The sequence below is a fragment of the Saccharopolyspora indica genome, assembly GCF_027853965.1.
GTDB classification, from domain to species: domain Bacteria; phylum Actinomycetota; class Actinomycetes; order Mycobacteriales; family Pseudonocardiaceae; genus Saccharopolyspora; species Saccharopolyspora indica.
The window spans coordinates 1-24,720 of record NZ_JAQGLB010000003.1; the positions used below are offsets into that span (position 1 = coordinate 1).

Annotated in this window: 16 protein-coding genes; 10 read left to right on the top strand and 6 right to left on the bottom strand. The window is 68.0% G+C overall.

What is annotated here, in order from left to right:
- Positions 1-401 precede the first annotated feature (401 nt).
- Positions 402-1,868 carry an HNH endonuclease signature motif containing protein gene (locus tag OU416_RS07455; RefSeq protein WP_270926099.1) on the top strand — a complete coding sequence of 489 codons (1,467 nt, stop codon included), beginning with the start codon at positions 402-404 and terminating at the stop codon, positions 1,866-1,868.
- Between the two features lie 809 nt (positions 1,869-2,677).
- Here the strand turns inward: OU416_RS07455 and OU416_RS07460 are convergent.
- The 4 genes from OU416_RS07460 to OU416_RS07475 all read right to left on the bottom strand — a co-directional run bounded on the left by OU416_RS07460 (position 2,678) and on the right by OU416_RS07475 (position 6,231).
- Entirely contained in the window at positions 2,678-3,196 is a 519-nt protein-coding gene (locus tag OU416_RS07460) for an EF-hand domain-containing protein (protein WP_270926100.1), read from the bottom strand.
- Between the two features lie 107 nt (positions 3,197-3,303).
- Complete coding sequence (locus OU416_RS07465; RefSeq protein ID WP_270926101.1) at positions 3,304-4,557, bottom strand: nucleotide sugar dehydrogenase; 1,254 nt, start codon at positions 4,555-4,557, stop codon at positions 3,304-3,306.
- Positions 4,558-4,605: 48 nt separating this feature from the next.
- Positions 4,606-4,911, bottom strand: coding sequence for a hypothetical protein (locus tag OU416_RS07470; RefSeq protein WP_270926102.1), 306 nt, complete (start codon positions 4,909-4,911; stop codon positions 4,606-4,608).
- Between the two features lie 60 nt (positions 4,912-4,971).
- Positions 4,972-6,231, bottom strand: coding sequence for a COG1361 family protein (locus OU416_RS07475; RefSeq protein WP_270926103.1), 1,260 nt, complete (start codon positions 6,229-6,231; stop codon positions 4,972-4,974).
- A 367-nt stretch (positions 6,232-6,598) separates the two neighbouring features.
- Between OU416_RS07475 and OU416_RS07480 the strand changes: the two genes are divergently transcribed.
- Entirely contained in the window at positions 6,599-7,375 is a 777-nt protein-coding gene (locus OU416_RS07480; RefSeq protein WP_270926104.1) for a bestrophin-like domain, read from the top strand.
- A 1-nt stretch (position 7,376) separates the two neighbouring features.
- On the opposite strand, the gene OU416_RS07485 is transcribed toward OU416_RS07480, so the two are convergent.
- The gene (locus OU416_RS07485; RefSeq protein ID WP_270926105.1) at positions 7,377-8,780 is read right to left on the bottom strand and encodes an APC family permease; all 1,404 of its coding nucleotides are present in this window, start codon (positions 8,778-8,780) and stop codon (positions 7,377-7,379) included.
- A gap of 142 nt (positions 8,781-8,922) precedes the next feature.
- Entirely contained in the window at positions 8,923-9,882 is a 960-nt protein-coding gene (locus tag OU416_RS07490) for an alpha/beta hydrolase (RefSeq protein WP_270926106.1), read from the bottom strand.
- A gap of 579 nt (positions 9,883-10,461) precedes the next feature.
- Here OU416_RS07490 and OU416_RS07495 point away from each other — a divergent pair.
- The 8 genes from OU416_RS07495 (at position 10,462) to OU416_RS07530 (ending at position 24,699) form a co-directional block, all read left to right on the top strand.
- Entirely contained in the window at positions 10,462-12,306 is a 1,845-nt protein-coding gene (locus tag OU416_RS07495) for a phage tail sheath family protein (RefSeq protein ID WP_270926107.1), read from the top strand.
- A gap of 2 nt (positions 12,307-12,308) precedes the next feature.
- Positions 12,309-12,833 carry a phage tail protein gene (locus tag OU416_RS07500; protein ID WP_270926108.1) on the top strand — a complete coding sequence of 175 codons (525 nt, stop codon included), beginning with the start codon at positions 12,309-12,311 and terminating at the stop codon, positions 12,831-12,833.
- Position 12,834: 1 nt separating this feature from the next.
- A complete protein-coding gene (locus OU416_RS07505; RefSeq protein ID WP_270926109.1) occupies positions 12,835-13,563 on the top strand; it encodes a T4 family baseplate hub assembly chaperone in 729 nt (242 codons plus the stop codon).
- 782 nt (positions 13,564-14,345) lie between these two features.
- Entirely contained in the window at positions 14,346-15,155 is an 810-nt protein-coding gene (locus tag OU416_RS07510) for a DUF4255 domain-containing protein (RefSeq protein ID WP_270926110.1), read from the top strand.
- Positions 15,152-17,041, top strand: a complete 1,890-nt coding sequence (locus OU416_RS07515; protein ID WP_270926111.1) for an ATP-binding protein — start codon at positions 15,152-15,154, stop codon at positions 17,039-17,041. The genes OU416_RS07510 and OU416_RS07515 overlap by 4 nt, the downstream gene beginning before the upstream one ends.
- The gene (locus tag OU416_RS07520; RefSeq protein ID WP_270926112.1) at positions 17,032-17,307 is read left to right on the top strand and encodes a hypothetical protein; all 276 of its coding nucleotides are present in this window, start codon (positions 17,032-17,034) and stop codon (positions 17,305-17,307) included. Before OU416_RS07515 ends, OU416_RS07520 begins: the two co-directional genes overlap by 10 nt.
- Positions 17,304-23,990 carry an eCIS core domain-containing protein gene (locus tag OU416_RS07525; RefSeq protein ID WP_270926113.1) on the top strand — a complete coding sequence of 2,229 codons (6,687 nt, stop codon included), beginning with the start codon at positions 17,304-17,306 and terminating at the stop codon, positions 23,988-23,990. Before OU416_RS07520 ends, OU416_RS07525 begins: the two co-directional genes overlap by 4 nt.
- 28 nt (positions 23,991-24,018) lie before the next feature.
- Positions 24,019-24,699 carry a hypothetical protein gene (locus OU416_RS07530; RefSeq protein ID WP_270926114.1) on the top strand — a complete coding sequence of 227 codons (681 nt, stop codon included), beginning with the start codon at positions 24,019-24,021 and terminating at the stop codon, positions 24,697-24,699.
- Positions 24,700-24,720 lie beyond the last annotated feature (21 nt).

Genomic DNA, 24,720 nt, shown 5'->3' on the forward strand with positions numbered 1-24,720 from the left:
ACGGGGATGACCCGGTATGGAACGGACCCCGTAGCGTGCAGGTAGCTCGCCGGTCGTGGGTGGTCGGGGCCTTGCAGCGTTAGGTGGTGGGCTGCTTCGTCGCCGGTGGTTCGAGTGCCTGGTTGCTGTGCTCTGCGGGCTGGCGGCGTGGCTCCCGAGGTCTGACTGTCAACCGGCCAAGCCTGCCGTTGCTGAGATGTCCCATTTAGTCCTCATAGGACAATCGTGGTTTTCATGTTCACGTTTGGCCGCATGCCAACGACACGCCGACGAATACCCGTCTGATGTCGGCGGTTTTTGGTTCTGGGTAAGGGATTTCGTGTTTGGTGGGTGTTGTGATCACCCGTTTGTGGGACGATTATGTGCTCGAATTCTCGTTCGATTGCTGAGAGAATTGATGCATGACACCGCTGATGACCACCCAGGACACGACCCCCGCCGCTGGCGCGGGCGTGATCGTGTCCGCCCTGCCCGCGTGGGATGCGCCCACGCCGGGAGGGCCGTGGACGCCTGCGGTTGACTCCCTGACCGATGCCGAACTCACGGCCCGGATCGGCCAAGTGGAACAACAGATCCGCCAAGCCCGAATGGAACAGCTCCGGCTGATCGCCGAAGCCGACCGCCGACGCCTCCACGCAGTGCAGGGCGCGCGTTCCACCCAAGCATGGTTGAAGTCCCTGCTCAACATCGACGGCCAGGACGCCACCACCCGGGTCCGCATCGCCACCGCCACGGCCCCGGCCGTTGGCGATGACGCTGGTCCGGGCACCACCGCAGAGCCCACCACCGCTGCCCTCCCGGTGACCGGGGAAGCCCTGGCAGAGGGCGTGATCAGCCTGGAACACGCACGGGTAATCTCCCGCTGCCTGACCAGGCTGCCCGAACACACCCAGCACCGCGCGGCCGAAATCGAGCGACTGCTGGTGGAAAACGCCTGCCGCCAATGCCCCCGCGACCTCGCCAAACTCGCCGACCGGATCCGCTACATGATCGACGCCGACGGCGCTGTGGCCGACGAGCAGGCCCAGTTCGAATCGCGCGAGTTGCACTACGCCACCGCCCGCGACGGAATGCTCGTCATCAAAGCCCGGCTGGACCGCGAAACCGGCGCGAAGTTCGTCACGGCCCTGCGGCCGTTGGCCGCGCCGCGCCCGGAAACCGATGGGGTCAAGGACCCGCGCACGGTCGGACAGCGCAACGCCGACGGCCTGTCCACCCTCCTCGACCTCGTCCTCGACACCGACGGCATGCCCCGCACCGGAGGCCAGAAACCCCACCTGACCATCACCATCGACTACACCGACCTCAAAAACCAGCTCCCGGTGTCCACCAACAACGATGGCGAGATCCTGGCTGTGGGTAGTGCGGGAATGCTGGAGAGCACCGGCCAGTACCTCAGCCCCCAGACCATCCGCAGGATCGCCTGCGACTGCGACGTCCTCCCGATGGTTATGGGCGGGGACAGCCTCCCCCTGGATGTCGGAACCTCACAGCGCACCGCACCGACCCACATCCGCGCGGCGCTGCTCGCGAGGGACGGGGTGTGCGCGTTCCCGGAATGCGACCACCCGGCCGGAACACCCCAAGCCCACCACATCGTGCACTGGGTTGATGGTGGCCCGACAAGTGTGGAGAACATGGTGATGCTGTGCGCTCACCACCACCGCACCATCCACAACCACCACTGGAACATCGAACTCCAGCGTGGTCGCCCGATGTTCACCCCACCGACAAACATCGATCCGACACGCACACCCCGACCTGGCGGGAAAGCCCAACCCGCCACACACCGCCATGCCCTCGGCTTCCTGAAACCACCACCGGAGGGCAGACCGCCAGCGGGCAGACCGCTAGCGAACACACGCTGACCCCACCCGAGACAGGGCGGGGCACCCCACCCTGCCCACCAACCGAACAACCGAACAACCGGCCAACCGGCCAACCGGCCAACCGGCCAACCGGCCAACCGGCCAACCGAAAGCTACACGCCGCCAGGCGACATCAACCCACCACCAACACACCAGCACCACACCCAGAAACCAAACAACCCCCACAAGAAAGGAACCCACTGATGACGAACCAAACCATCACCCAGCACGAAACGGCCACCACCAGGCCCCGTCGCCACACCCCGATCAACCGCCAGCCCGCACCGCACACCAACCCCGCACACCACCTGTCGGCGCCGGAACACACCACCACCCAACCCCGCAAAGCCCCCACCACCCACGCCCCGCGACCCGCCTGCACGGCCCGGGGTCCGTTCCATACCGGGTCATCCCCGTGACATAGAGCCAAAACGGGGCTGTGGTCCGGATGTCAAGCCTGAAACCCCGAAGGGGCGGCCGCCAGGCCGGGCTTGACATCCGGACCACAGCCCCCACAATCCCACAAACCACGGGGATGACCCCCACCACAACACAACAGACAAAAGTACCGCGCACCTTGAAAACTCAACAACAGAAACAGGACGCGCCCCAAGACGCGTGGATTCCCTGACGACCAAAACCCCAACGCCAGGGAATCCACGAACACTCCACCCCGCGCACGACGAGAAAGCACAAGTCGACCACAGCTGATCAACCAAGAACCCATCGACACAGAACGAACACGGGCAAAGCTCAAAGGTGAATGGCCGGCGACACGACGCCACCGGCCATTCAACTCACAACACTGCTCAGCCGAGCAGCTCGACGTCGGACTTGCCGTAGTGGAAGTCGCGCACCACGTTCAGCAGCTCGTCGACGGACAGCTCACCGTTGCCGTCCTTGTCGACCTGCTCGAACAGGGTGGAGGTCTTCGACTCATCCACACCGACCGCGATCAGCCAGGTCGCGAACTCCTCGCCGTTGATCTGGCCGTCGTGGTTCTGGTCGCAGAGACCGACGACGCCCTTCACGACCGGACGGAGCACCTGGTCGAACTTGGTCTCGGCACCAGCCTCGACGAGCGGGCCGGCCGCCGCGACGAACTGCTCCTCGCTCAGCGAGCCGGCACCCTTGGCGACCTGCTCGAACATCGAGGTGAACGCCTCGGTCAGCGCACGGGCCTCCGAGCTGGTCACGCTCTTGCCGAACGCCTGAGCGATCTCCGCGGCCTCCTGCACGAAGTCGGACCGCTCCAGGCTTCCGCTGCCGTCGGCGTCCCACTTGGCGAAGCGCTTGCGCAGCCGCTCGGTGGCGATGGCGTTGGCCATTGGTCACACTCCCATTTCTCTATTACCACTGGGGAAAGCAGGACGGGAAGGGCTTCCCGCCCCCAACGCGGGGACTTCCGTCTCCCGCGCAGGTCTGAGTTGTCGGCTCACATCCGAGCCACTTGCTCACCCGCGACCACACCGCGGGTGTCCAGCAACGGGCACGCAGCCCTGGACAGCGTTCGGGTGTCGTACTCCCCGTGCGCCTGTAACAGGATCGCCAGGTCCGCCGAGACGAACCCGGCGCCAATATCGTCCACTTTGGTCATGTCGGATCCGTCCACGGCGAACGAATCCACGTGCGGGTCGTGGAACAGCACCTCCGCGCCCCGCCTGCGCAGCTCGCGCGCCACCGGGAACGCCGGGGACTCCCGGGTGTCGGCGACGTCGCGCTTGTAGGTCACTCCGAGCAGCAGCACCCGGGAACCACGGATCGGCTTCTCCTGCAGCAGCTCTTCGGCTCGGTCGACGATGTACCGCGGCATCCGGTCGTTCACCTCGCGCGCCGCGCTCAGCACGTCGAAGGTGAAGCCCTCCTCGCGAGCCTTGCTCGCCAGGTACAGCGGGTCGATCGGGATGCAGTGCCCGCCGACTCCGGGGCCCGGGTCGAAGGGAACGTAGCCGAACGGCTTGGTCCCAGCGCAGCGCAACACGTCCCACACGTCGATGTTCACCTGATCGCAGAACTGCGCGACTTCGTTGACCAGAGCGATGTTGACGTAGCGGTAGGTGTTCTCCAGCAGCTTCGCCAGCTCCGCCTCCCGGGTGCCGTGCGCCACCACCACCGAATCCACGAACCGGCCGTAGAACGTCGCGCCGTACTTCGCGCACAGCGGCGTGACACCACCGACTACCTTCGGCGTGTTGCGCACCCCGAACGAAGCGTTGCCGGGATCGATCCGCTCCGGTGAGAACACCAGGTGGAAGTCGGAACCCACCGCCAGCCCGCTGCGCTCCTCCAGCAACGGCAGGACCGTCTCCTCCGTGGTACCCGGGTACGAGGTGGACTCCAGCACCACCAGCATTCCCGGCCGCAGGTGATCAGCCACCGCGCACGCCGCAGAGCGCACCGCCGCGAGATCGGGTTCCCCGTCGGCGGACAACCCGGTGGGCACGCAGATCACCACGGTGTCCGCAGCGCCGATCACCGCAGGATCGCTGCCTGCCCGGAACCCGCTCGCGAGGAGCTCTGCGACCGCCTCGCTGGAGACGTCCCCGACGTGCGAGCGGCCGGCGTTGAGCCCCTCCACCACCACATCGGAGATGTCGAGCCCGGCCGTGGCCAGACCGGCCTCGGCCGCCCGGACCGCCAGCGGCAGCCCGACGTAGCCGAGTCCTACGACGACGAGATCAAGCGACAACGCGGGTCTCCAGCGGATGAGTCGATGCCATTGCTGCTGCTCGCCGGGTCACGCCGAGAAGCTCCCGCTACCGGGAGCGACGTGCGAGCCGTAGCCGGGCGCAACGGTGAGGGACGGCGTCAGGCAGAACGGGTCGCCGTAGATCTGCACCGGCTTGTCGGTGTTGTTCACCAGCACGTGCGCGGCCATCGGGAGCTTGTGGCAGCCCTCCGGAGAGGTGTAGGTCGTCAGCTGCTGCACCTCCGTCTCGAAGACGACGACATCGCCACCAGCGGCTGCCGCGGTGCCCGCGGACAGGCCCATCGCAAGCGCACTCACGGCCAGCAGCACCGGAACGGAACGGGACAGGCTCATGTTTGACTTCCTTTCATCGATGTTCGTTTTCTCTTGCGCAGCGCGGGTTTCGCCCACCGGTCAACGACCGATGCGAGTGGCCGAGGACAGCGCACCCACGCTGACGGTCATCACGAGCACACCGAGAACCGCGATGATCCCGGCTGCTCTCGCTGGCGCTTCCCGCACGCCACTGGTCTCCGCCAGCTCCGGAACCCCGGGCGGTGGCACTTCCGTCTCCACCCCGGGCAAGGTCGGGGCGACAGGAGCCACCGCATGTGCCGTGGCACGTACCGCTTGGGCGGAATCCGCCACCGCACCACCGGAAGCCGCGGTAGCGGTGACCGTGAGATCGACCCGCTCACCGGCTCCCACGCGGCAGGTGTAGGTGATCGTCCGCCCGGGCGCGAGCTCACCGATCTCACGCCCGCACGAAGCCGGTCGACCGGTGACCACGACATCCTGCAGCGGCACCGAGGACGGGTTGTGCACCATCACCGGAACCAGCGCAGCATCGGCGCCCTCGGTGAGCGCGATGTCACCGATGGACAGCGCGATCTGCGCCTCCTGCAGGATCTCGACGTGCCCGGTCGCCTCCGCCGCCACTCGGCGTCCCTCCGGAGTCGTGCCTCGAACGCGTGCAGTCAACCCGCCGTCCTCCGGCACGGCACCGTCACACGAAACCTCCGTGCTGCGCCCCGGCTCCAGCCGGTCGACGCTGCGACGGCACGGGCCGGTGCCGAGCTCGGCTTCGATCCGAGTCAGCGCGACGCCGCCGGTGTTGGTGATGACCGCGTGCTGGGTGATCCGGTCACCGGGGTGCGCGGCGGACGGCTGCGCGCTGGTGCGGACCTCCAGTGCCGCGTGCCAGCTCACACGCAGCCGCCACTTTCCCCAGCAGGGCTCACCGGATCCGGGAGCCACGCCCCGGACCACGACGGTGCGCCCGTCGGCGGCGAGGATGCCGGGCAAGCGATCCGACACGTCGGCGTGCGCGGTGGCGTTGCCGTGCTCGTCCCGGGTGATGCGCTCGGCCACGATCCGCTCCGAGCCCACGTGCAGAGCCATCGCGGGGTCGGCCGGCCACACGCCCGGGACGAAGCGGCACCAGCCCATCGCGTCGTCGCCCCACTCGAGCTCTGCGGTCACACTCCGGAATTCGTGAGGAATCCTCAGCTCGGCGATCGAGTTGACACCGGGAACGAGGACACCACCGACCGTCGCCGATGCGGCGTTCCGGTCATGCTCGGCCGGCCCGTGCGCGGCCACGAGCCACGGTGCGAGCAGCAGCAGCGCGCACACCAGCAAGCTCGATGAACGCGCGCCCGTCAAGGTGCGCACGACTGCAGATCCCCCTCTGTAGTCAGTGTTTTCGGCATATACCCGAAGACAGGATCACGGTCCGTCACGTGATCGACGCAGAACGTAGCACGGCCTGATTTCGGCTCCGCCCACCGTGAAGTTTCGTCCACAATGGACTCGAGAATGACGTTGACCTGCTGGGGAAAGACCCCTTTCACCCGGTCAGAGTAGCTTCGCGTGGACCAGCGATGTCCGGTTCGGATTTCTCAAGACCACCCGATTGAGCGGAATCGATCCCGATTCAAGGGAATCCGCCGATCTCACCGGTACCTTCGCCCCTGGCCGCGCTCCGGTTCTCGGGCGCCTGGCGCCTCGTCCTCCCACGCGTTCGTTAGGACCTACCGTCGTGATCCTCATCAGCCTGCTGGCGATCGCCCTGCTGACCGTCGCCGTCGCCGGGTTCACCGTGCTGAACGCCCGCCGCAAGGCGGCCGCATCCGGTGAATCGGATTCGGATTCGCAGTCCTTCGTCGGCGGCGTGCTGGCCGCCCTGTTCACCGTGGTGCTCGCCTTCTACATCGTGTTCGCCTGGCAGAACGGCGACGACATCGAGAAGGCCTCGCAGCACGAGACCAACGCGCTCATCGACGTCTACTGGCAGGCCAGCATCGCCCCGCAGCCGCACGCCGGTGCCATCCAGTCGACGATCTCCGACTACACCACCAGGGTCGCCGACCACGAGTGGCTCGCCCACGACGCCGGCGCGGCCGACCCGGAGGCCGAGCGGCTGCTGGGCGAGCTGCGCGCGCAGGTGCTGGCGCTGCCGGTGGACAGCGAGGCGCTCAAGACCTCCCGCGAGCAGTCGCTGCAGGACATCCGCCAGATCACCGAGAACCGCCAGGAGCGGGTCACCATCGCGACCGACGACCAGAGCTTCAACATCGTGCTGCTGGTGGCCAGCGTTCTCGGCGCCGTGCTGATGATCGTCTTCCCGCTGCTGATCGGGCTGAGCATGCGCCCGGCCAACGTCGCGGTGATGGCGGTGCTCACGGCGACCCTCGGGTTCACCGTCTACATGTCGTTCGCGCTGCTGCAACCGTTCAGCGGCCCGTTCGGCGTCGACCCGGACGCGTTCAACGCCGCGCAGGAGACCTTCGGGACGGCCGCGGAATCCGCGTCCTGAATCAGCCGGCCGCGGGTCGCCGGCGGGCGGCCGTGACTGCGAGGACGACGGCGAAGACGATCAGCGAGCTGCAGGGGGCCCAGACCGTCGGTGCGGGAACCCCGTAGAGGGAACCGAAGATCGCACCGCCGGTGAGCACCGCGCCGACGGTGCTGGCCACCCAGACCGAGGCCGGGCGGCGGTGCCCCCGCAGTCCGCGAACGGCTCCCAGCGACAGCAGCAGGTACACCACCATCAGGGTGAAGCCGCCGAACGTGGTGACCCAGTGGAACGTCGCGAAGTAACCCGGCCCGTCCCCGAACGGCCGCGCGGCGACGTTGGAGACCACGATCCAGGCCAGCACGAAGATCGTGACGACACCGATGGCCGCGGCAGGCGTGCCCCGCCGCGCACTCGTCACCGCGAGCCGCTTCGGCAGCCAGCCGTCCCGGGAGATCGCGCTGATGCCGCGGCTGGCCGAGACCACCACCCCGAGGTAGACGGCGACCATGTCGAGCAGGACGACCAGCTCCAGCACCCGGCGCAACGCCACCGAACCGAACCCGTCGCCGGGCCCGCCGAGGAACACCAGCGGGGACTGCCCGCTGCCGATGGCCGCCTGGATCTCGCGCAGGTCGAAGGAGAGCGCCGCGACCTGGGAGTAGGTCGCGAGCAGGAAGAAGGCGGCCGCGATGACGACCGAGGTGATGACCGCTCGCGGGATGTTGCGGCCCGGGTCCTCGGTCTCCTCGGCGAGGTTCGCCGCGGCCTCGAACCCGGTGAACAGCAGGACGCCGTACAGCACGCCGAACAGGACACCGCTCCAGCCGTCCGGCGAGGCGGCCGGGGTGAAGGCCACCGCGCTGTTCGCCGGGCCCGCGTGCACGATCAGGAACACGAAGAACCCGACCAGCACCAGCATCGACACCAGGGCCAGCACCAGCTGCGCCTTGATCGAGATGTGCACGCCGATGTAGGCGATGGAGACGGCGAGCGTCAGCATCACGACCTGCCAGCACCAGACCGGCAGCAGTCCGGTGCCGAACTCGGTGCGCAAGGTGTCGTGCAGGTATCCGCCGATGTACACCCCGAGCGCGGAACCCAGCATGAGCACGCCCAGGTAGTAGACGAGCCCGGTCGCTCCCCCGATCCGCACGCCGAGCCCGGCGGTGACGTAGCTGTACAGCGATCCCGCGGTGTGGATGCGCTTGGCGAACTGCGCGACGATCCAGCCGAGGGCGAGCACGCCCGCGGTGGCCAGCAGCACCGACAGCGGTGCCGCGGCACCGGCCGACTTCCCGGAGGCGCCGTCGACGAGCAGGATCAGCAGGATCGAGGCGGAGAAGACCGGACCGAGGAAGCCCACCGACTGGGCGATCGCGTCGACGTACTTCAGCTTCTGCCGGCCAGCGGCCTTTCCGGGCACGTTCGACTCCTCGCTCGATCAGGTCCTGGTGACCCGGAGCACGCTAACCGCTGGGCGAGGCGTCGCTGTTGTCCTCGAGTGCACGAAGGTTGTCGAGCAGCGAATCCGGGACCGCGATCGGCCCCGGATCCGAAGAGGACGTTCAGCTCCGACCGGGCACGCCCACCCGCTCCGACAGCGCGGCGAGCGCGGCGAGGTACTCCTTCGCGCGCTCGACGTGGACGAGGTGGCCGCACGCGATCTCGACCAGTTCCGGGTCGCGGAGCAGCTCCATCGCGCGGTCCTTGTCCGCGCCGTCCATCGCGGCCATCAGGACGTCCCGCTCGTCGTAGTAGGTGCCGTTGCGCTTGAACCACCAGTTCGTGTGGATCAGCGTGGTCGGGGCCTCGACGGCGGCGAGGGCCGCGGCGGTGTCGAACCCGTCGTACCAGTGGCCGCTGTCGAAGGCGGTGCCGAACACCGGGTCGTAGTTCACGAGCCCTTCGAAGTAGACGTTCACCAACCAGGGCAGGAAGAAGATCCGCAGCGGCCGGCCCGGGTTGTTGTCGATCCACCGCAGCGAGTACCGGACGATGCCGCGGGCGAGCGGCCCGAAGAAGGCGAAGTACTCGCTGTGCTCGACGTAGTACCGCTGGAAGCTCTCGGCGGGCTTGGCGCGGAGGTGCTCGACGGCCAGCCGCGGCAGCATGCCGCCGGTCGTGCGCTCGGCCCGCGGTGGGATCGAGGAGAACAGCGGCGGATCCTCCAGCAGCAGTCCCCGGACCAGCTCGGGGCGGTTCGCGGCCAGCCACAGCGCCAGCAGAGCACCCGATGAATGCCCGGACACGACAGCCGGCTCGCGCACCACCACGTCGAGGAACGCCGCGAGCAGCGCGCCGACGTTCGCGTTGGTGTAGTCCTGCGCGCCGAGCCGCCCCGACTGACCGTGACCGGCGACGTCGACGGCGTAGACGTGGTAGCGCTGGACCAGCTCGGGGAGGACCTTCGCGTGGTCCTCCCACTGGGAGCCCTGCCCGTGCACCAGGACCAGCGGCGGCCCGTTGTCCGGGCCCTCGCCGTAGTTGGTGACGAACCCGTCGATCTCCACACGGCGTTCCGCCATGCGGCCGAGGGCCGCCCGCCCTCCACTACCGGCCACGAGCACTCTCCCTAGCTCCGAGAAGTATAACTTGTATAACTAATCCTACTTCTAGCCGATTCCGACGGCGGCGTCAGGGTCCAGGCCCTCGGCGGCTGCGGGGAAGACGACGCCGAGCACGTGTTCGTGACAGCCCTCGGGATTCGGCCCGCGGCTCGGCCAGCGGTTGCCGGGTGCGAGCCGATCGCCTCATGATCGAAAACTGTTGCCGGGCAATGATCATCCGGCGATTCCGGATACGCGGGGTGGCGCCTTCCGGACAGAATCGGGTTCGGTCTAGTCCATTCGTGGTTTTCGCTTGACCTGTCGTCCCGAGATCACAACACTCGGCGTCGCGCACCGAGCTCAGCGCGAGCGCTGCCGGGCAGGGGGCCCGGGCTCGGCTCATCGCGTGCAAGAGCGCAGGGCCGCAACGGTTCTGCACCGCACTGGGGGAGGATGGATCCGCACCCCGTTCGTGCGCGCGGGCTGCCGCGTCCACAAACGCGCGTCCCTTCCCCTTGATGCCGCATGCGTTCAGGCATCCTTAGGGATTGGAGGGGCATGCCGACGATCACGACCTATCCAGGTGTCTACGTCGAGGAGATCCCCAGCAGCGCGCGCACCATCACCACCGTCACCACCTCGGTGACCGCGTTCGTGGGACACACCAAGCGAGGACCGCTCAACACCCCGGTCCGCATCACCAGCTTCGCCGATTTCGAGCACCACTTCGGCGGGCTGACGCCCAACAGCGCAGTCGGTTACGCCGTGCACCAGTTCTTCGGCAACGGCGGGCGCATCGCGGTCATCGTGCGCGCCGCCAAACGCGGTTCCGGCGAGGCGGCCTGCGTGCAGCTCCCGGACGAGCAGGACGGCGACTGCCCGGTGCTGGCGGTGCGCGCGAAAGAGCCCGGCGTGTGGGGCAACGGGCTGCACGTCACCGTGGACTACAACACCTCGACACCCGACGAGACCTTCAACCTGCAGGTCTCCGACGTCAAGAACCGGGCGCGGGAGGTGTTCACCGGGCTGTCGATGGACCGCGGCCACGGCCGGTTCGTCGAGACCGTGGTCAACTCCGGCTCCTCGCTGATCCACGCCGAGGCTCTCGACGAGGGCCGTCCGGCCGCTTCCGGCACCGTGTCCGGGGAGTTCGACGGCGAGTTCCCCGACCTGGCCGTCGAACTGACCGTCTGCATCGGCGACGTCGAGCGCGATTTCACGCTGCACGACCCGGATCAGGACGGCGAAGCGCCGACCACGCTGGTCGAGCTGGCGCTGCTGCTGGAGCGCAAGCTGCGCGCGCTGCCGGACGCCCCGGGCAAGCGGGCGTTCGCCGGTGCGGAGGTCGTTCCCTTCGGCAACCGCCTGCAGATCATCGCCGGTTCCACCGATCCCGCCGACGAGGTGCGCTTCAGCGGGGACTGCGCGGGTGATCTCGGCCTCGACGAGAAGGTCAACCCGCCGGTCTTCGCGCTGTGCGGTGGCGCGGACGGCGATCCGCCGGGGCCGCGCGACCTCATCGGCTCCGAAGCGGCCAAGACCGGGATCCAGGCGCTGCGCGACGTGCACGACGTCAACCTCCTCGCGCTGCCGGAGCTCTCCGACTACGAGTCCACTGAGGACGCTGTCGCGGTGATCGCCGCCGCCGACCGGCTGTGCCGGGAGCGCCGGATCTTCCAGCTGGTGGACGCCCCGTCCGCGTGGGGCGGCGTGGACTCGGTCCGGGCCGGGATCTCGGCGTTCGAGCCGGTGCGCAGCGATCACGCGGGCCTGTTCTACCCGCACCTGCAGGCGGCCGACCCGCTGACCGGGCGGCTGCGCGCCTACCCGCCGTGCGGGGCCGTCGCCGGGATCATCGCGCGGACCGACGGAGAGCGCGGGGTGTGGAAGGCTCCGGCGGGCACCGAGGCGAAAGTGCGCGGTGTGCAGTCGCTTTCGGTGCAGCTCTCGGACCGGGAGAACGGGCTGCTCAACCCGCTCGGGGTGAACTGCCTGCGGACGTTCCCGGTGGTCGGGCCGCTGGTGTGGGGTTCGCGGACGCTGGCCGGGGCGGACTCGGCCGACAGCGAGTGGAAGTACCTGCCGGTGCGGCGGCTGGCGCTGCACGTGGAGGAGAGCCTGCGGCGCGGGCTGCAGTGGGTGGTGTTCGAGCCGAACGACGACCAGCTGTGGCAGCAGATCCGGCTCAGCGCCTCCGGGTACCTGCACACGTTGTTCCGGCAGGGCGCGTTCCGGGGCCGGACGCCGCGCGAGGCGTACTTCGTCAAGTGCGACTCCGAGACCACCACCGAGGCCGACACCGAGCGCGGCGTGGTCAACGTCGTGGTCGGGATCGCTCCGGTCAAACCTGCCGAATTCGTGATCGTGACGATCCAGCAGCTCACCGGTCAACCGGAGGTGTGAGCATGGCCGAGTTCCAGATCAACGCGCACCGCTTCGACCCGTACAAGAACTTCAAGTTCCTGGTGCTGTGGGACGGCCGGACGGTCGCCGGGATCAGCAAGATCAGCCCGCTGAAGCGCACCACCGAGGTGGTCAAGCACCGGCACGGCGGCGATCCGAGCTCGCCGCGCAAGGCGCCGGGGCGCTCGGAGTTCGAGGGCATCACGCTGGAGCGCGGTGTCACGCACGACCCGGAGTTCGACCGCTGGGCGAACAAGGTGTGGCAGGTCGGCGCCGGGCTGGGCGCGGAGGTGTCGCTGGCCGACTTCCGCAAGGACATCGTCATCCAGGTCCTCAACGAGGCCGGTCAGGTCGCGGTGTCGCACAAGCTCTACCGGACCTGGCCCAGCGAGTACCAGGTGCTGGGCGAGATGGACGCCAACGCCAACGCGGTGGCCATCCAGAGCCTGAAGCTCGAGTGCGAGGGCTGGGAACGAGATTACGAGGTGGCCGAACCGGTCGAGCCGGCCTTCACCAACCCGGCCTGAGATGGTCACCACGGAGCCCGGGCAGCTCCTGGCGGTCTGGGAAGCCGGTCTGCCGCTGCACCACGGGGGCCGCGCGCTGCTGCTGCACCGCGCGGCCCGGCCGGGGTCGGCCGACGAGGAGTTGCGCTCGTCGCCGGTCGGTGCGCGGGCGGCGGATCTGCTCCTGCTGCGCAGGGCGCTGTTCGGGGAGCGGCTGCAGGTGCTCGTCGAGTGCTCGGCCTGCGCGGAGGCGATGGAGTTCGACCTGGACGTCGACGGGCTCGCCGAGCACCCGTCCGAACGCGAGCTCCAGGTGAGCGAGGACGGCTACCTGGTGGAGTTCAGGCTGCCCACGGTGGCCGACCTGGAGGTGGCCGCGGCCGGTGGAACCGCCGAGGAGCGCCGGCTGCGGTTGCTCTCGCGCTGCACGCTCTCCGCGGTGCACGACGGGGAGCCGGTCGGGTGCGAGGTGCTGCCGGAGCGGGTGCAGCGGCGGATGGCCGAGCTCGCCGAGCAAGCCGACCCGGCGGCGGAGCTGACCTTGAGCGTGTCGTGCCCGGAGTGCGGGCACACCACGCCGAGCGCCCTGGACATCGCCACGTACCTGTGGTCGGAGCTGGACGCCTGGGCCCGCGACGTGCTGCTGGACGTGCACCTGCTGGCCTCCGCCTACGGGTGGACCGAGCCGTCGATCCTGGCGCTCAGCCCGCTTCGGCGCCGCTACTACCTGGAGTTGTGCGCTGATGCCTGACCACTTCGACCGCCTCCTGGCCCCGACGACCCGCGCAGTGCTGCGCCCCCGCCTCCCAGGCCCCTTCGAACGGATCGACGCGCTGCGCACCGACCCGCAGGAGCAAGCCGAAACCCTCCTCCCGCCCGCAGCGGCACCGACCCCGGCGCCGCCCGCTGAACTGCTGCGGGTGGAACGCGAGGTGCACACCACCGACCGAATCACCTTCGTGCACACCGAACAACCACCACCAGAGCCTCCCCGACCAGCCACACCGGCCCGGACCGCAGTTCCACAGGCACCCGCTCCCCCATCTGCGGAACGGATCCTGATCCCCGGAGAACCGGCGAAACCCCAGCAACCACAACGAACCGAGCCCGAGCAACAAGCACCGCAGCCGAGCACTCCCGGCGTATTGCGGGTCGCGGCTGCCCCGCTCCCGTCCGAGCAGCCGCGCACCCGCCTCACCTCCGCGGCAGCCCGAGCAAGTGCCCGCACCTCCCGCCAACCCGCCCCGCAACGTTCGGAACCAGTGATCCAGGTGGAGATCGGACGCCTGGAGGTCAACGCGGCACGCCCCCAGCAAAGCACCCAGCCGCAACGCCATCAGCGCCAAGCCCCGGTGGTGACTCTCACCGACTACCTCAGTGAGCGAGCGAAGTCATGAGCACCCTCATCGCAACGCAAGTGCTCCCCAACGCGACCTCAGGGGACCGTGACGCAACCCAGCCACAAGAAACCCCGGAACGCGAGATAGCTCAGGACGCCACCACCACTGAAAAATTCCGGGGAGGCGGGGGAGCATGAGCAATGGGCTCGCCATCGCCACTGTTACGCAGGCTCTCGCGCTGCTGATCGAGAACAACCTGCGGCCCGAGATCGACATGGCGGTCTCCGTGGAGACCCGCAAGCCACCGGCCGACCCGCCGACCGATCCGACGATCACCGTGTTCCTCTACCAGGTCGCGCCGAACCCGTCGATGCGCAACACCGACCTGCCGAGCCGGGCGCCGGACGGCCGGTTGCGGGCCCGGCCGACCGCGGCGCTGGACCTCAACTACCTGATCAGCGCGTACGGCGAGGAGACCGAGCTGGTCGGGCAGCGGCTGATCGGGTGCGTGGTGCGCACGCTGCAGGAGATCCCGGTGCTGCCCGCCGAGCTCATCGAGCAGGCCGCCGAGAAGCCCCACCTGGTCGGCAGCGATCTGGCCGGGTCGGCTCAGAAGGTGCGGTTCACGCCGATCCAGATGGACGTCGACGAGACCTCGAAGCTCTGGGGGATGCTGCACCAGACGCCCTACACGGTGTCGGTGACCTACCAGGGTTCGCTGGTGTTCATCGAGGGCCGGGAGCAGCCGGAACCCGCCAAGCCGGTCGAGCAGCTCAACACCACCGTCGAAGTCATCCCGCCCGACGTCCCAGCGCCGGAACCCGGTGGATCGGAACCCGCGAGGTCCGAATCCGCCGAACCCACATCCGCGGAGCCGGAGCCCACCGAGCCCACCCCGAAGCCGCGGCGGACCCGCACCACGTCGACGCAGCGGAAGACCGCCCCACGAAAGTCCACATCGGATTCCGATCCGGAGGCTGGTAGGCGAGGGGGGTCCGGATGACCGAGGAGAACGCCGCATCACCCGCGGATGCGGTGCGCGCGGTGCTCGCGCGCTTGGACGAGCACGTGGAAGGCGTCGACCCCGACACCGCGTTGCCCTGCCCCGACGCGCTCGAAGCGCTGGCTTCCTGCTTCGGGCTCAGCACGTTCGAGCGCGAGGTCCTGCTGCTGTGCGCGGCGATGGAGATGGACGCGACCACGGCTGGCCGGTGCGCGGCGGCCAGCGGATCTACGCGCGCGTTCCCGACGTTCTCGCTCGCCCTGGCCGCGCTGACCGAGCCGCACTGGAGCGCGCTCGCCCCGGTCTCGCCGCTGCGCCGCTGGCGGCTGGTGGAGCTCGACGAGGAATCCGGGCTGACCACCGGCAGGCTGCGCATCGACGAGCGCATCCTGCACTTCCTGCTCGGCGCGCCCTACCTGGACGTCAGGCTGCACGGGCTGCTGCGGCGGGCCCCGGTGCCGGACTCCCTGCCGCCGTCCTACGGAGCGGCCGCCGAGCGCGTGGCGATGAGCTGGGCCGACGGCCGCTCGGACGCACCGCTGCGGGTGGAGCTGGTCGGCGGCGACGAGCGAACTCGCAGCGACATCGTCACCGCGGCCGCCGCCGGCTGCGACCTGGCCCTGTACGCGATGGACGGGACGGACGTGCCGACCGATCCGGCCGAGCGCGATCAGCTGGCCCGGTTGTGGCAGCGCGAAGCGGTGCTGCTGCCCGCCGCGCTGCTGCTGGAGGTCGGCGAACCGGACCGGGAGCAGGCCTCGGCGATCGAGGCGTTCCTGGAGTCGACCGCGGTTCCGCTGGTCGTCGCCAGTGCCGAGCCGCGCCCGAGCAGCCGGTCCCGGGCCGAGCGGGTGCTGGTCCCGGCGCTGGACAACGACGAGCAGCTCCAGCTGTGGCGGGACGCCTTCGCCGAGGTGCCGGACGTGTCCGACGCCGACATCGCCAACCTGGTCTCGCAGTTCTCGCTGCCGCCGCACGTGGTCTCCTCCGCCGCTGCCGCCGTGCGCCGGGACGCCTCCGGTGACGACGCGGTCGGGCTGGCGTGGCAGGCCGGGCTCAACGAGGCGCGGATGGGGCTCGACGAGCTGGGCAGGCGCATCGAACCCGAGGCGGGCTGGGGCGATCTGGTGCTGCCGGAGCGGCAGATGCGGGTGCTGCGGGAGATCGTCGCGCACGTCCGGCAGCGGGCCACCGTGCACCACGAGTGGGGCTTCTCCGGCACGCTGCGGCGGGGGCTCGGCGTCACCGCCCTGTTCGCGGGCGGTTCCGGCACCGGCAAGACCCTCGCGGCCGAGGTGATGGCCCGCGAGCTGGGCCTGGACCTGTTCATCATCGATCTGTCCCAGGTGGTCAGCAAGTACATCGGCGAGACCGAGAAGAACCTGCGCAAGGTCTTCGACGCCGCCGAGCGCGGTGGCGCGCTGCTGCTGTTCGACGAGGCCGATGCGCTGTTCGGCAAGCGCAGCGAGGTCAAGGACAGCCACGACCGCTACGCCAACCTGGAGGTCAGCTACCTGCTGATGCGCATGGAGGCCTACCGGGGCCTGGCGATCCTGACCACCAACATGAAGAAGGCGCTGGACACGGCGTTCCTGCGCCGCATCCGGTTCGTGGTGGACTTCCCGTTCCCGAGCGAGCGCGAGCGCGCCGAGATCTGGCGGCGGGTGGTGCCGGAGCAGGCGCCGGTCAAGGACCTCGAACCGGCTCTGCTGGCGCAGCTGACCGTGGCGGGCGGGTCGATCCGCAACATCGCGCTGTCCGGTGCTTTCCTGGCCGCCGAGGAGGGCGAGCGGCTGCAGATGCGGCACATGCTGGCCGCCGCGCACACCGAGTACCTCAAGCTGGAGCGTTCCCTGACGCCTTCGGAGGTGCAGGGATGGGTGTGAACCGGGATGTGCGGATCACCGTCGGCGAGCTGGTGCTCGACGGCTTCGACCGGGTCGACCCGGACCGGGTGGCGGCGGCCTTCCGAGCGGAGCTGACCCGCCTGGTGCGCGAACGCGGGGTGCCCGTGGCCGCCGACGGTGCCCGGCGGTTCGACGAGGTGACGGAGCTGCCCGAGCTGCCGGTCACCTCCTCTCCCGCCCGCTTGGGCGAGGCGTTGGCGCGCGCGGTGCACGCGGGTCTGGCCGGGAGGGGGCGTTCGGCGTGAGCTCTCCGGTTCCGGCGCACCGATCGCGCTCGTCGCAGGACGCCAAGCGGCGCAAGCGCAAGGATCGCAAACCGAAGAACCGCGCGCCCGAACCCAAGGAGATCGTCAGCGGCGCGGGTCAGCCGCTGGACCACAGCACTCGCCGGGAGCTGGAGGAACGCCTCGGCCACGACTTCAGCCGGGTCCGCCTGCACACCGACCGCGAGGCGGGCGAGCTGGCCGACATGCTCGGCGCGGACGCGGTCGCGATCGGCCAGGACATCCTGTTCAGCCCCGGAAAGTTCCGCCCCGGCACCGCGGACGGCGAGCGCCTCCTGGCCCACGAGCTCCTGCACACCGTGCAGAACCCCAACGGCCTCGGCGCCCTTCGCGCGGGCCGCGACCTCGGCGCGGTGAGCCTGCCGCAGCAGGCGATCGAGCGCGAGGCCGAATCCGGTGCCCGGGAGCGGAACCCGGAGGTCCGGGCCGCGCAGACCCCGGGCTGGCTCCGCTACGCCAAGGTCGACGCCGACCGGACGCGGATGGAGGTCGTGGACCCGGCGACGTTCGTGGACCGGCTGGTCAACGGCCTGGTCCGGTCGCTGCGCGGTGACCCGGAGGACCGCTCCAAGCGCACCCGCAAGCAGCTGGCCCGCATGTCGCCCGAGCTGCGCGAATCCGTGCTGGACCGGCTGGAGAGCAGGCTCCTCAGCTCGGAGCAGGAGCGCGTGCTCGACCTCGTCGAGGAGATCGAGGCCGACGACAACGTCGAGCGCAGCGCCCTGTCCGCCCCGGAGGTCGAGCCCGACGCCGAGGCCGACCTGCGGTTGGAGCGCGAGACCCAACAGCAGGAGTCGGCCGACCAGCAGGAGCACGAGGACGAGCCCGCCCAAGCTGCCGGGCCGGACAAGGAGCAGGGCGAAGCCCCGGGAGCCGACGGCAGCACGCCCGAGAACGCCGGACCCGCTGAACCCGGCGCGGGCGAGACCGAATCCGCTGGTCAGGATCCCGAGGCGCCGGAATCGGAGGAATCCGAGCAGACCGGGGAATCCGCTTCGGAGGACAAGTCCGAGGAGCGGTCCGGCCCTGGCGAGAAGGGCGCCGAGGAGAAGTCCGGGGCGGGGGCCGAGAAAGGCGAGAAGGAAGGCGGCCCCGGGGAGAAGAAGGGCGAGTCCGGGGAGAAGGAGGACTCGGACGGTAAGAAGGACGAAGCCGGTGGCGAGGCGAAGGACGGCGCCGAGCAGGAGCAGGACGAGCAGAAGGCGGAGGAGAAGAAGGAGCAGCCGGGTACGGCGGAGCCGTTGCCCGACAAGGAGGAGAAGCCGCAGGACAACGGCTCACCGAAGGTCGCGGGCAAGGCCGAACCGCAGCCCGGAGCGGTCAGCGAGCTGGAGGGCACGCGCAACCAGGACGCCGAAGGTCCCCAGGAGAAGCCCGTCTCGCCTCCGGCAGGCGGTGACTCGGAGGTCGAGGTCGGCGGCGGCGAGGAAAGCGCCTGGGACGTCAAGCTGCAGCCCGAGGACTTCCTCCCCGAGGAGGACCTGGACGTCTCCGGGGTGCCCACGGCTGACAAGGCGGAACCGGGTGCGTCGGGCAGCGGCGCGATGCCGTCCTTCCCCGCTCCCCCGCCCACGAAGGCCGACCAGGTGCAAGCCGAGCGCGATGCCGAGGACGCCGAGGACGAGGCGGCCGAAGCCGAACCTGAGGAGGAGACCGGGCCGCCGCTGGAGTCCGATCCCGCGGTGGAGACCGAAGGCGGCCCCGGAGCGGCGAGCCTCGCCGACCTCGCCACCGAGAAGGCCACCGACCCCGGATCGGCCAAGGGCAAGCAGCCCGCGGATCCGAAGGCGGCCGAGGACCAGGAGAAGGGCCCGGCGGAAGCCCAGCGCACCGCCCAGGACGCAGCGGGCAAGGCCGAGGGCGACAAGGACGCGGCCGGTGGTGCGGTCAAGGAATCCGCCGCCAAGCAGGAGAAGGAGAAGCCCGGCGAAGGCGGCCGCGAGAAGAAGGAGTCCGGCGAGAAGAAGGACTCGGCTGACAAGGGCGGCGAGTCCGGGAAGCAAGAACAGGGCAAGGGCCCTGAGGCCGGGCAGCAGGACAAGGACGGCGAGCAGGGCCAGGACAAGAGCGGCGGCGAGTCCGGTGCGCAGGACAAGACCGACTCCGGAGCTCCCGGCGATTCCAAGGATTCGGGAGGTCAGGGCGAGCAACCGGGCGGTGGGGAGAGTTCGAAGCCGACCGAGGAGTCCGGCAAGTCCGAGCCGGAGTCCCCGAAGCCGCAGGCCGAAGCGCCGCCCAAGCCGACCGAAGAACCCGCGCGCACGGAGAGTCCCTCACCGAAGGCACCCGCCCCGAAGTCCAAAGCCCCGAAACCCGAGGCTCCGCAGAAGGCCGAGGAGCCCACCAGACCGGAGAAGCAGGAGGCAGCCGCTGAGTCGGCGCCGTCCAAGTCCGGTCCCGCTCCTGCGGCACCGCGCGGCGGCGGCCGGGGCAGCACCGGAGGCGGCGGCGCCAAACCCGCGCCGAAGGGCAAGAAGAGCCAGGCCGTGCCCAACCTGGCCCAGGCCTCTCCGGAGGCGGGCTTGCGCACGGCATCCGGTCTCAAGCCGCACCAGGCGATGAAGGCGATGAACGGCGTCAACAGCGCCGCGGACCGCTCCGTCGGTGACGAGCACAAGAAGCTTTCCTCCGCCCCGCCCGCCATGCAACGGCCCTCCGGTGCCCCGCAGACCCTCGACGGCGAACCGAAGGCCGACGCCCCCGCCGACTACTCGACCTCCCCCGCGGAGAAGGCCGACGCGCCGGAGAAGAAGGACGCCGAGGTCAAGGACCAGAAGAAGCCGGAGGGCAAGATCCCCGCCGAGGAGGTGGAGGAACCCGACGGCTGGGACACCTTCCTGATGGGCCTCGGTTACGTGGTCGGGACGGTCGCCAGCTGGTTCGACTCCGACGTCAAGCCCGAGGACCTCGCGGCCAAGTTCGCCGGCATGCCGACCCAGGACGAAGCCCTCAAGGAGGCTCAGGCAGGCACCGCGCCGGGCGTGGAGATGAAGGGCGATGCCGGCGAGAAGTCCCGCGAGCAGAACGAATCCGTCGACACCAAGGGCGAGGAGACCGCCGAGACCGGCCGCGACGACACCGAGCGCCGCATGGGCGAGGACCAGGTCTACCCCAAGGCCCCCAAGGAAGAGCTGCGCGGGAAGGTGCCGGAGCGCGAGCGCGGCAAGGGCGGCGGTCCGGATGGTGGGGCGAACACCGGCGCGGTGCCCGAGGAGGCGGCCTCGGAGGTCGCCGAGCACGAGCGCGGCAAGGAGTTCAAGTCCTCCTTCAGCAAGGGCGAGCAGAGCCTGGCCGAGGCCAAGCGCAAGAAGGAGGCCGACTCCCAGAAGTCCAAGGAGAAGCACCGGCAGTCGGTGGATCGAGAGGTCCAGAAGAACACCAAGGAGCAGTCCGGGCAGCGGCAGACGACGCTCGACGACGTCACCGGCGAGCGGCAGCGCTGGCGCGACGATCAGGACGCCGAGCTCAAGAAGCTCGGCACGAAGAAGTCCGAGAAGCGCGAACAGGCCGAGAAGGACGTCGACAAGCAGGAGAAGGACACCGACAAGAAGGCCGAGGAGCGCAAGGAGGAGGACAACGGCAAGATCCGCCAGAAGGGGCGCGACGCCGAGGGCGAGGCCAAGACCAAGCGCAACGAGACCGAGAACCAGGCGGGCAACTGGGTCGAGAAGGCCTTCGAGTACATCAAGCAGAAGTTCATCGAGCTGCGCGACAAGATCATCGAGATCCTCCGCAACGCGCGCGAGAAGATCATCGAGTTCGTCGAGAACTTCAAGTTCGACATCGAAGCGCTGATCAACGAGATCCGCGAGACGATCATCGGCCTGATCAAGAAGCTCGTCGAGGAACTGGTCGAGCTGGCCAAGGCCCTGGTGCAGGCGATCATCGACCTGGCCAACGAGATCCGCAAGTTCATCACGGACCTGATCGAGGCCGCCATCGCGCTGGTGACCAAGCTAGCCGAGGCCCTCAAGCAGCTGATCAAGGACCTGCTGGAAGCGATCGCGAAGCTGCTCAACGACATCCTCAGCATCCTGAAGAAGGCGCTGGAGGCGATGGTCCAGGCGGTCAAGGACGCGATCAAGGCGGTCCTGGACTTCGCGTCGAAGCTGCTCAGCGGCCTGGGCCAGTTCATGATGATCGCCGCCGACTTCCTCAGCGACCCGGGCGGCTGGCTCAGCGGCGCGAAGAGCTCCGCCGAGGACGGCGCGAAGAACCACTTCTTCCGCGAGGTCAAGAACGCGGTCAAGACCTGGTTCCAGCAGAAGATCGAGGAGATCATCGGCCTGCCCAAGGAGATCATCAACAAGCTGATCAAGGGCGGCCTGACGCTGGAGTGGATCGTCAAGCAGGTCTGGGACGCCGTCGTCCCCCAGCTGCCGCTCATCCTCGGCGAGGTCCTGATCACCAAGGTCATCGCCAAGCTCATCCCCGGCGCTGGCTGGGTGATGGCGGTCATCGACGCGATCAAGACGGCGATCGGCGCGCTCGGCGAGATCCTCCGCGCGTTCGGCGCGGTCCTGACCTGGCTGAGATCGGTGCGCAAGGGCGGCGCGGGCGTCCTGTTCGCCAAGGCAGTGGCGGCCGGTGTGGTGGCCCTGCTGGAGCTGGCCTACGAGTTCCTGCTCTCCGGCATCGGCAAGTACGTCGGCAAGGTCGGCAGCCGCCTGAAGGACATCGCCAAGCGAATGGCCACCAAGGGCCGCAAGAAGAAGCCGGGCCAGGGCGCCGACGACGAAGACCCACGCCCCGGAGGCCGCCCCGGCCAGCGCAAGGACACCCCGGGCCCGCGCAACACCCGTCCCGGCGAAGGCAGCCGCGGCCCCGACCGCCCCAACGCGCGCCCCGGAACCAACCGGCGAAACGAGCGTCCCGGCCGCCGCAACGACCAACGCCGCAACGACACCGGCCGCCGCGACAACGGCCGCGACGAGAAGGACCGCGAGCGCCAGGACGACCGCGTCTCCCCCAGCTCAGCGGCCCGCCAAGCGGCCAACAAACCGGGCGGCAAACCCGGCCCGGACCGAGACGCCCCGAAGCCCGACCGCAACCACCGCGGCAGAACGGAATCCGACCAAGACCGCCGGCGCCGCGAGGACAACGACCGAGACCGCCCGGACAAGGACCCCAAGGACCGGGACCAACGCCCGGACAAGGACAACCCGGACTCCCGAGACCGCAAGCCCACCGACCGAGACGACTCCCCCTCCGCCAAGGACAAGGACGGCAACCCCAAGGGCAAGAAGGACGAGGACAAGCCCGACACCAAGCCAACCCCCTCCGCCAAGCCCAAGCCCAAGCCCAAAGCAGACCCACCCCGAAAACCCCGCGAAGACACCGACACCAAGAAGGACCAGAAGAAGGACGACGACAAGCAGAAGCCCAAGGGCGACGACACCGGAACCAAGAAGGACGACAAGGACACCACCAACCGCAAGGGCGACGACTCCGATTCCACTCGCCGCCGAGACGAGGACGGCTCCCAGCGCAAGGACAAGGACGACGACTCCAACAAGCGCAAGGACGATAAAAAGGACAAAGACGGCCCGGGTAAGCGCAAGGACGACGGCGGCCGACGCGACAAGCACAAGGACTCCGGTTCTGACAGCAGGAAGCCGAAGCGCAAGGACGATAAGAATTCACCACAAGCCAAGAAGGAGAAGAAGAAAAAGCGCAAAGAGGAGGAAGAGTCAGAGCAGTCCAAGGACGATCAACTTGCCCGGATAGTGGCACGAATCCGTCCAAAACTGTACCGAGTCATGAGTCGCGGCGTTCGTCAATCATTGTTCAACGAACTTCTCACAACGCTGAGAGTCCGATACCGCCTCACCAGCCTCAGGCCCATCGGCGGCGATCCATTCACTGTAATGGCAACCTTAAACCCGTCGCGTCCAGTGATCCCCGGCGAGTACACCGAACCGAACTCCGAGCGTGACGTCTACAGCATCCCGCCGGGGGAACCGAAACCCAAGGATGTGGTACAGGAAGAATGGACCGGCCGAGCCCAAAAGGGACAATGGTACACCGGTGAGATCACGCGCGTTATACGAAGAGGAGGACATCAGCACAGCTTCGACTTCTACGGCCATGGACCAAAAGGAAAGAACGAATTCAGAGTTCCGATCAAGGACGTAAATACCCGCTGGGAGAAGAAGTACTTCAATCCCAAGGTGTTCAAGATCGGCCAAGAATTTGAAAATATACGACACAGAAATCTCTGGAGCGAATACAACAACGCCCGACAAACGCTGAACTACCGCATGACAGCAGGTTTCACCAATCCCGACAACCCGATAAGCTACTCAAAGGAGGGAAAGCCACTCAAGCCTCAGTGGCATCACATCATCGAGCAACGACTAAACGGGCCGCACCACATGCTCAACCTGGTACTTACCTCGGCCAACGCGAACCAAGACTTCAACACTTGGATGGACAAGGAACAACCACGCGGAAATCCTCGGAAAACATCAAAACACTATCTCCCCTCCACCAACGGAAAACCGGTCCACCAATTCCTGGCAGGAGCTGGGTTCCGCGAAAAAATGGACTGGTCCATTAGATGCATGGAAGAGGTACTCGGCAAGAATCCGCTACCACTCAAGAAGGAAGACCAGGGGCGCGGACCGTTCCTTAAACTTTCATAGGCACCGATATCGAAGGAGGGTAAACACGTTGGGGACCATTACGGTAACCACAAACATTGACGAGAACACTCGATCAGAGTTAATCAACATGGGATCAATTCTGGTCGAACGTAGTCCCGAAACATGGTCACTCCCACCCGGCAAAATCGACGCCGCAGTCGAGGCACTGGCCAATCGAAAGTATGAATTCCAAGTATTCGATCTAGCCCCTCAAGACGATATTCACCCCAGAGCAGAGCAAGCCGCCTACCTGTGCCCCGTGCCAGAAAGAGAGCTCGACGAGCTACCTCCCGGCCCGCAGTTAACCTACGCCGAAGACGGCAACATCATAGCCAATCGAGATCTCATAGAGGCGATCGCCGAACTAACGACCGATACACAGTGGACGCCACACGCAAGAGAGGGATTCTCATTTCTTTCACATGCAGCAAAGCTGCCTGACCCAATAAGGATAAGAACGCTTTTCCGGAAATGGCCAAGGGCGGGTGACAAATGGGTGTTGTCCCACGATGGACGCGAGTACCTAACGGACCAAAATGCTAAAGCGATCTCCTCTCACGGATTAGCCTGGGCCACCCGATATCAGCACCGAGAGCAGGTCTTCCACTGTCCATCAATCTTAATCTGGAACGGCGAACTAATCGACACACTAATAGCGCGGAAAGTCCACTTCTCCAGCAGCCCTGTTTACTATCTGCGTGAAACCTAAATGGATCTTTAAAATACTTCG

Coding starts and splice junctions, on each gene's coding strand:
- OU416_RS07455 (WP_270926099.1), top strand. CDS start 402: ATGACACCGCTGATGACCACCCAGGACACGACCCCCGCCGCTGGCGCG.
- OU416_RS07460 (WP_270926100.1), bottom strand. CDS start 3,196: ATGGCCAACGCCATCGCCACCGAGCGGCTGCGCAAGCGCTTCGCCAAG.
- OU416_RS07470 (WP_270926102.1), bottom strand. CDS start 4,911: ATGAGCCTGTCCCGTTCCGTTCCGGTGCTGCTGGCCGTGAGTGCGCTT.
- OU416_RS07490 (WP_270926106.1), bottom strand. CDS start 9,882: ATGGCGGAACGCCGTGTGGAGATCGACGGGTTCGTCACCAACTACGGC.
- OU416_RS07495 (WP_270926107.1), top strand. CDS start 10,462: ATGCCGACGATCACGACCTATCCAGGTGTCTACGTCGAGGAGATCCCC.
- OU416_RS07500 (WP_270926108.1), top strand. CDS start 12,309: ATGGCCGAGTTCCAGATCAACGCGCACCGCTTCGACCCGTACAAGAAC.
- OU416_RS07505 (WP_270926109.1), top strand. CDS start 12,835: ATGGTCACCACGGAGCCCGGGCAGCTCCTGGCGGTCTGGGAAGCCGGT.
- OU416_RS07510 (WP_270926110.1), top strand. CDS start 14,346: ATGAGCAATGGGCTCGCCATCGCCACTGTTACGCAGGCTCTCGCGCTG.
- OU416_RS07515 (WP_270926111.1), top strand. CDS start 15,152: ATGACCGAGGAGAACGCCGCATCACCCGCGGATGCGGTGCGCGCGGTG.
- OU416_RS07520 (WP_270926112.1), top strand. CDS start 17,032: ATGGGTGTGAACCGGGATGTGCGGATCACCGTCGGCGAGCTGGTGCTC.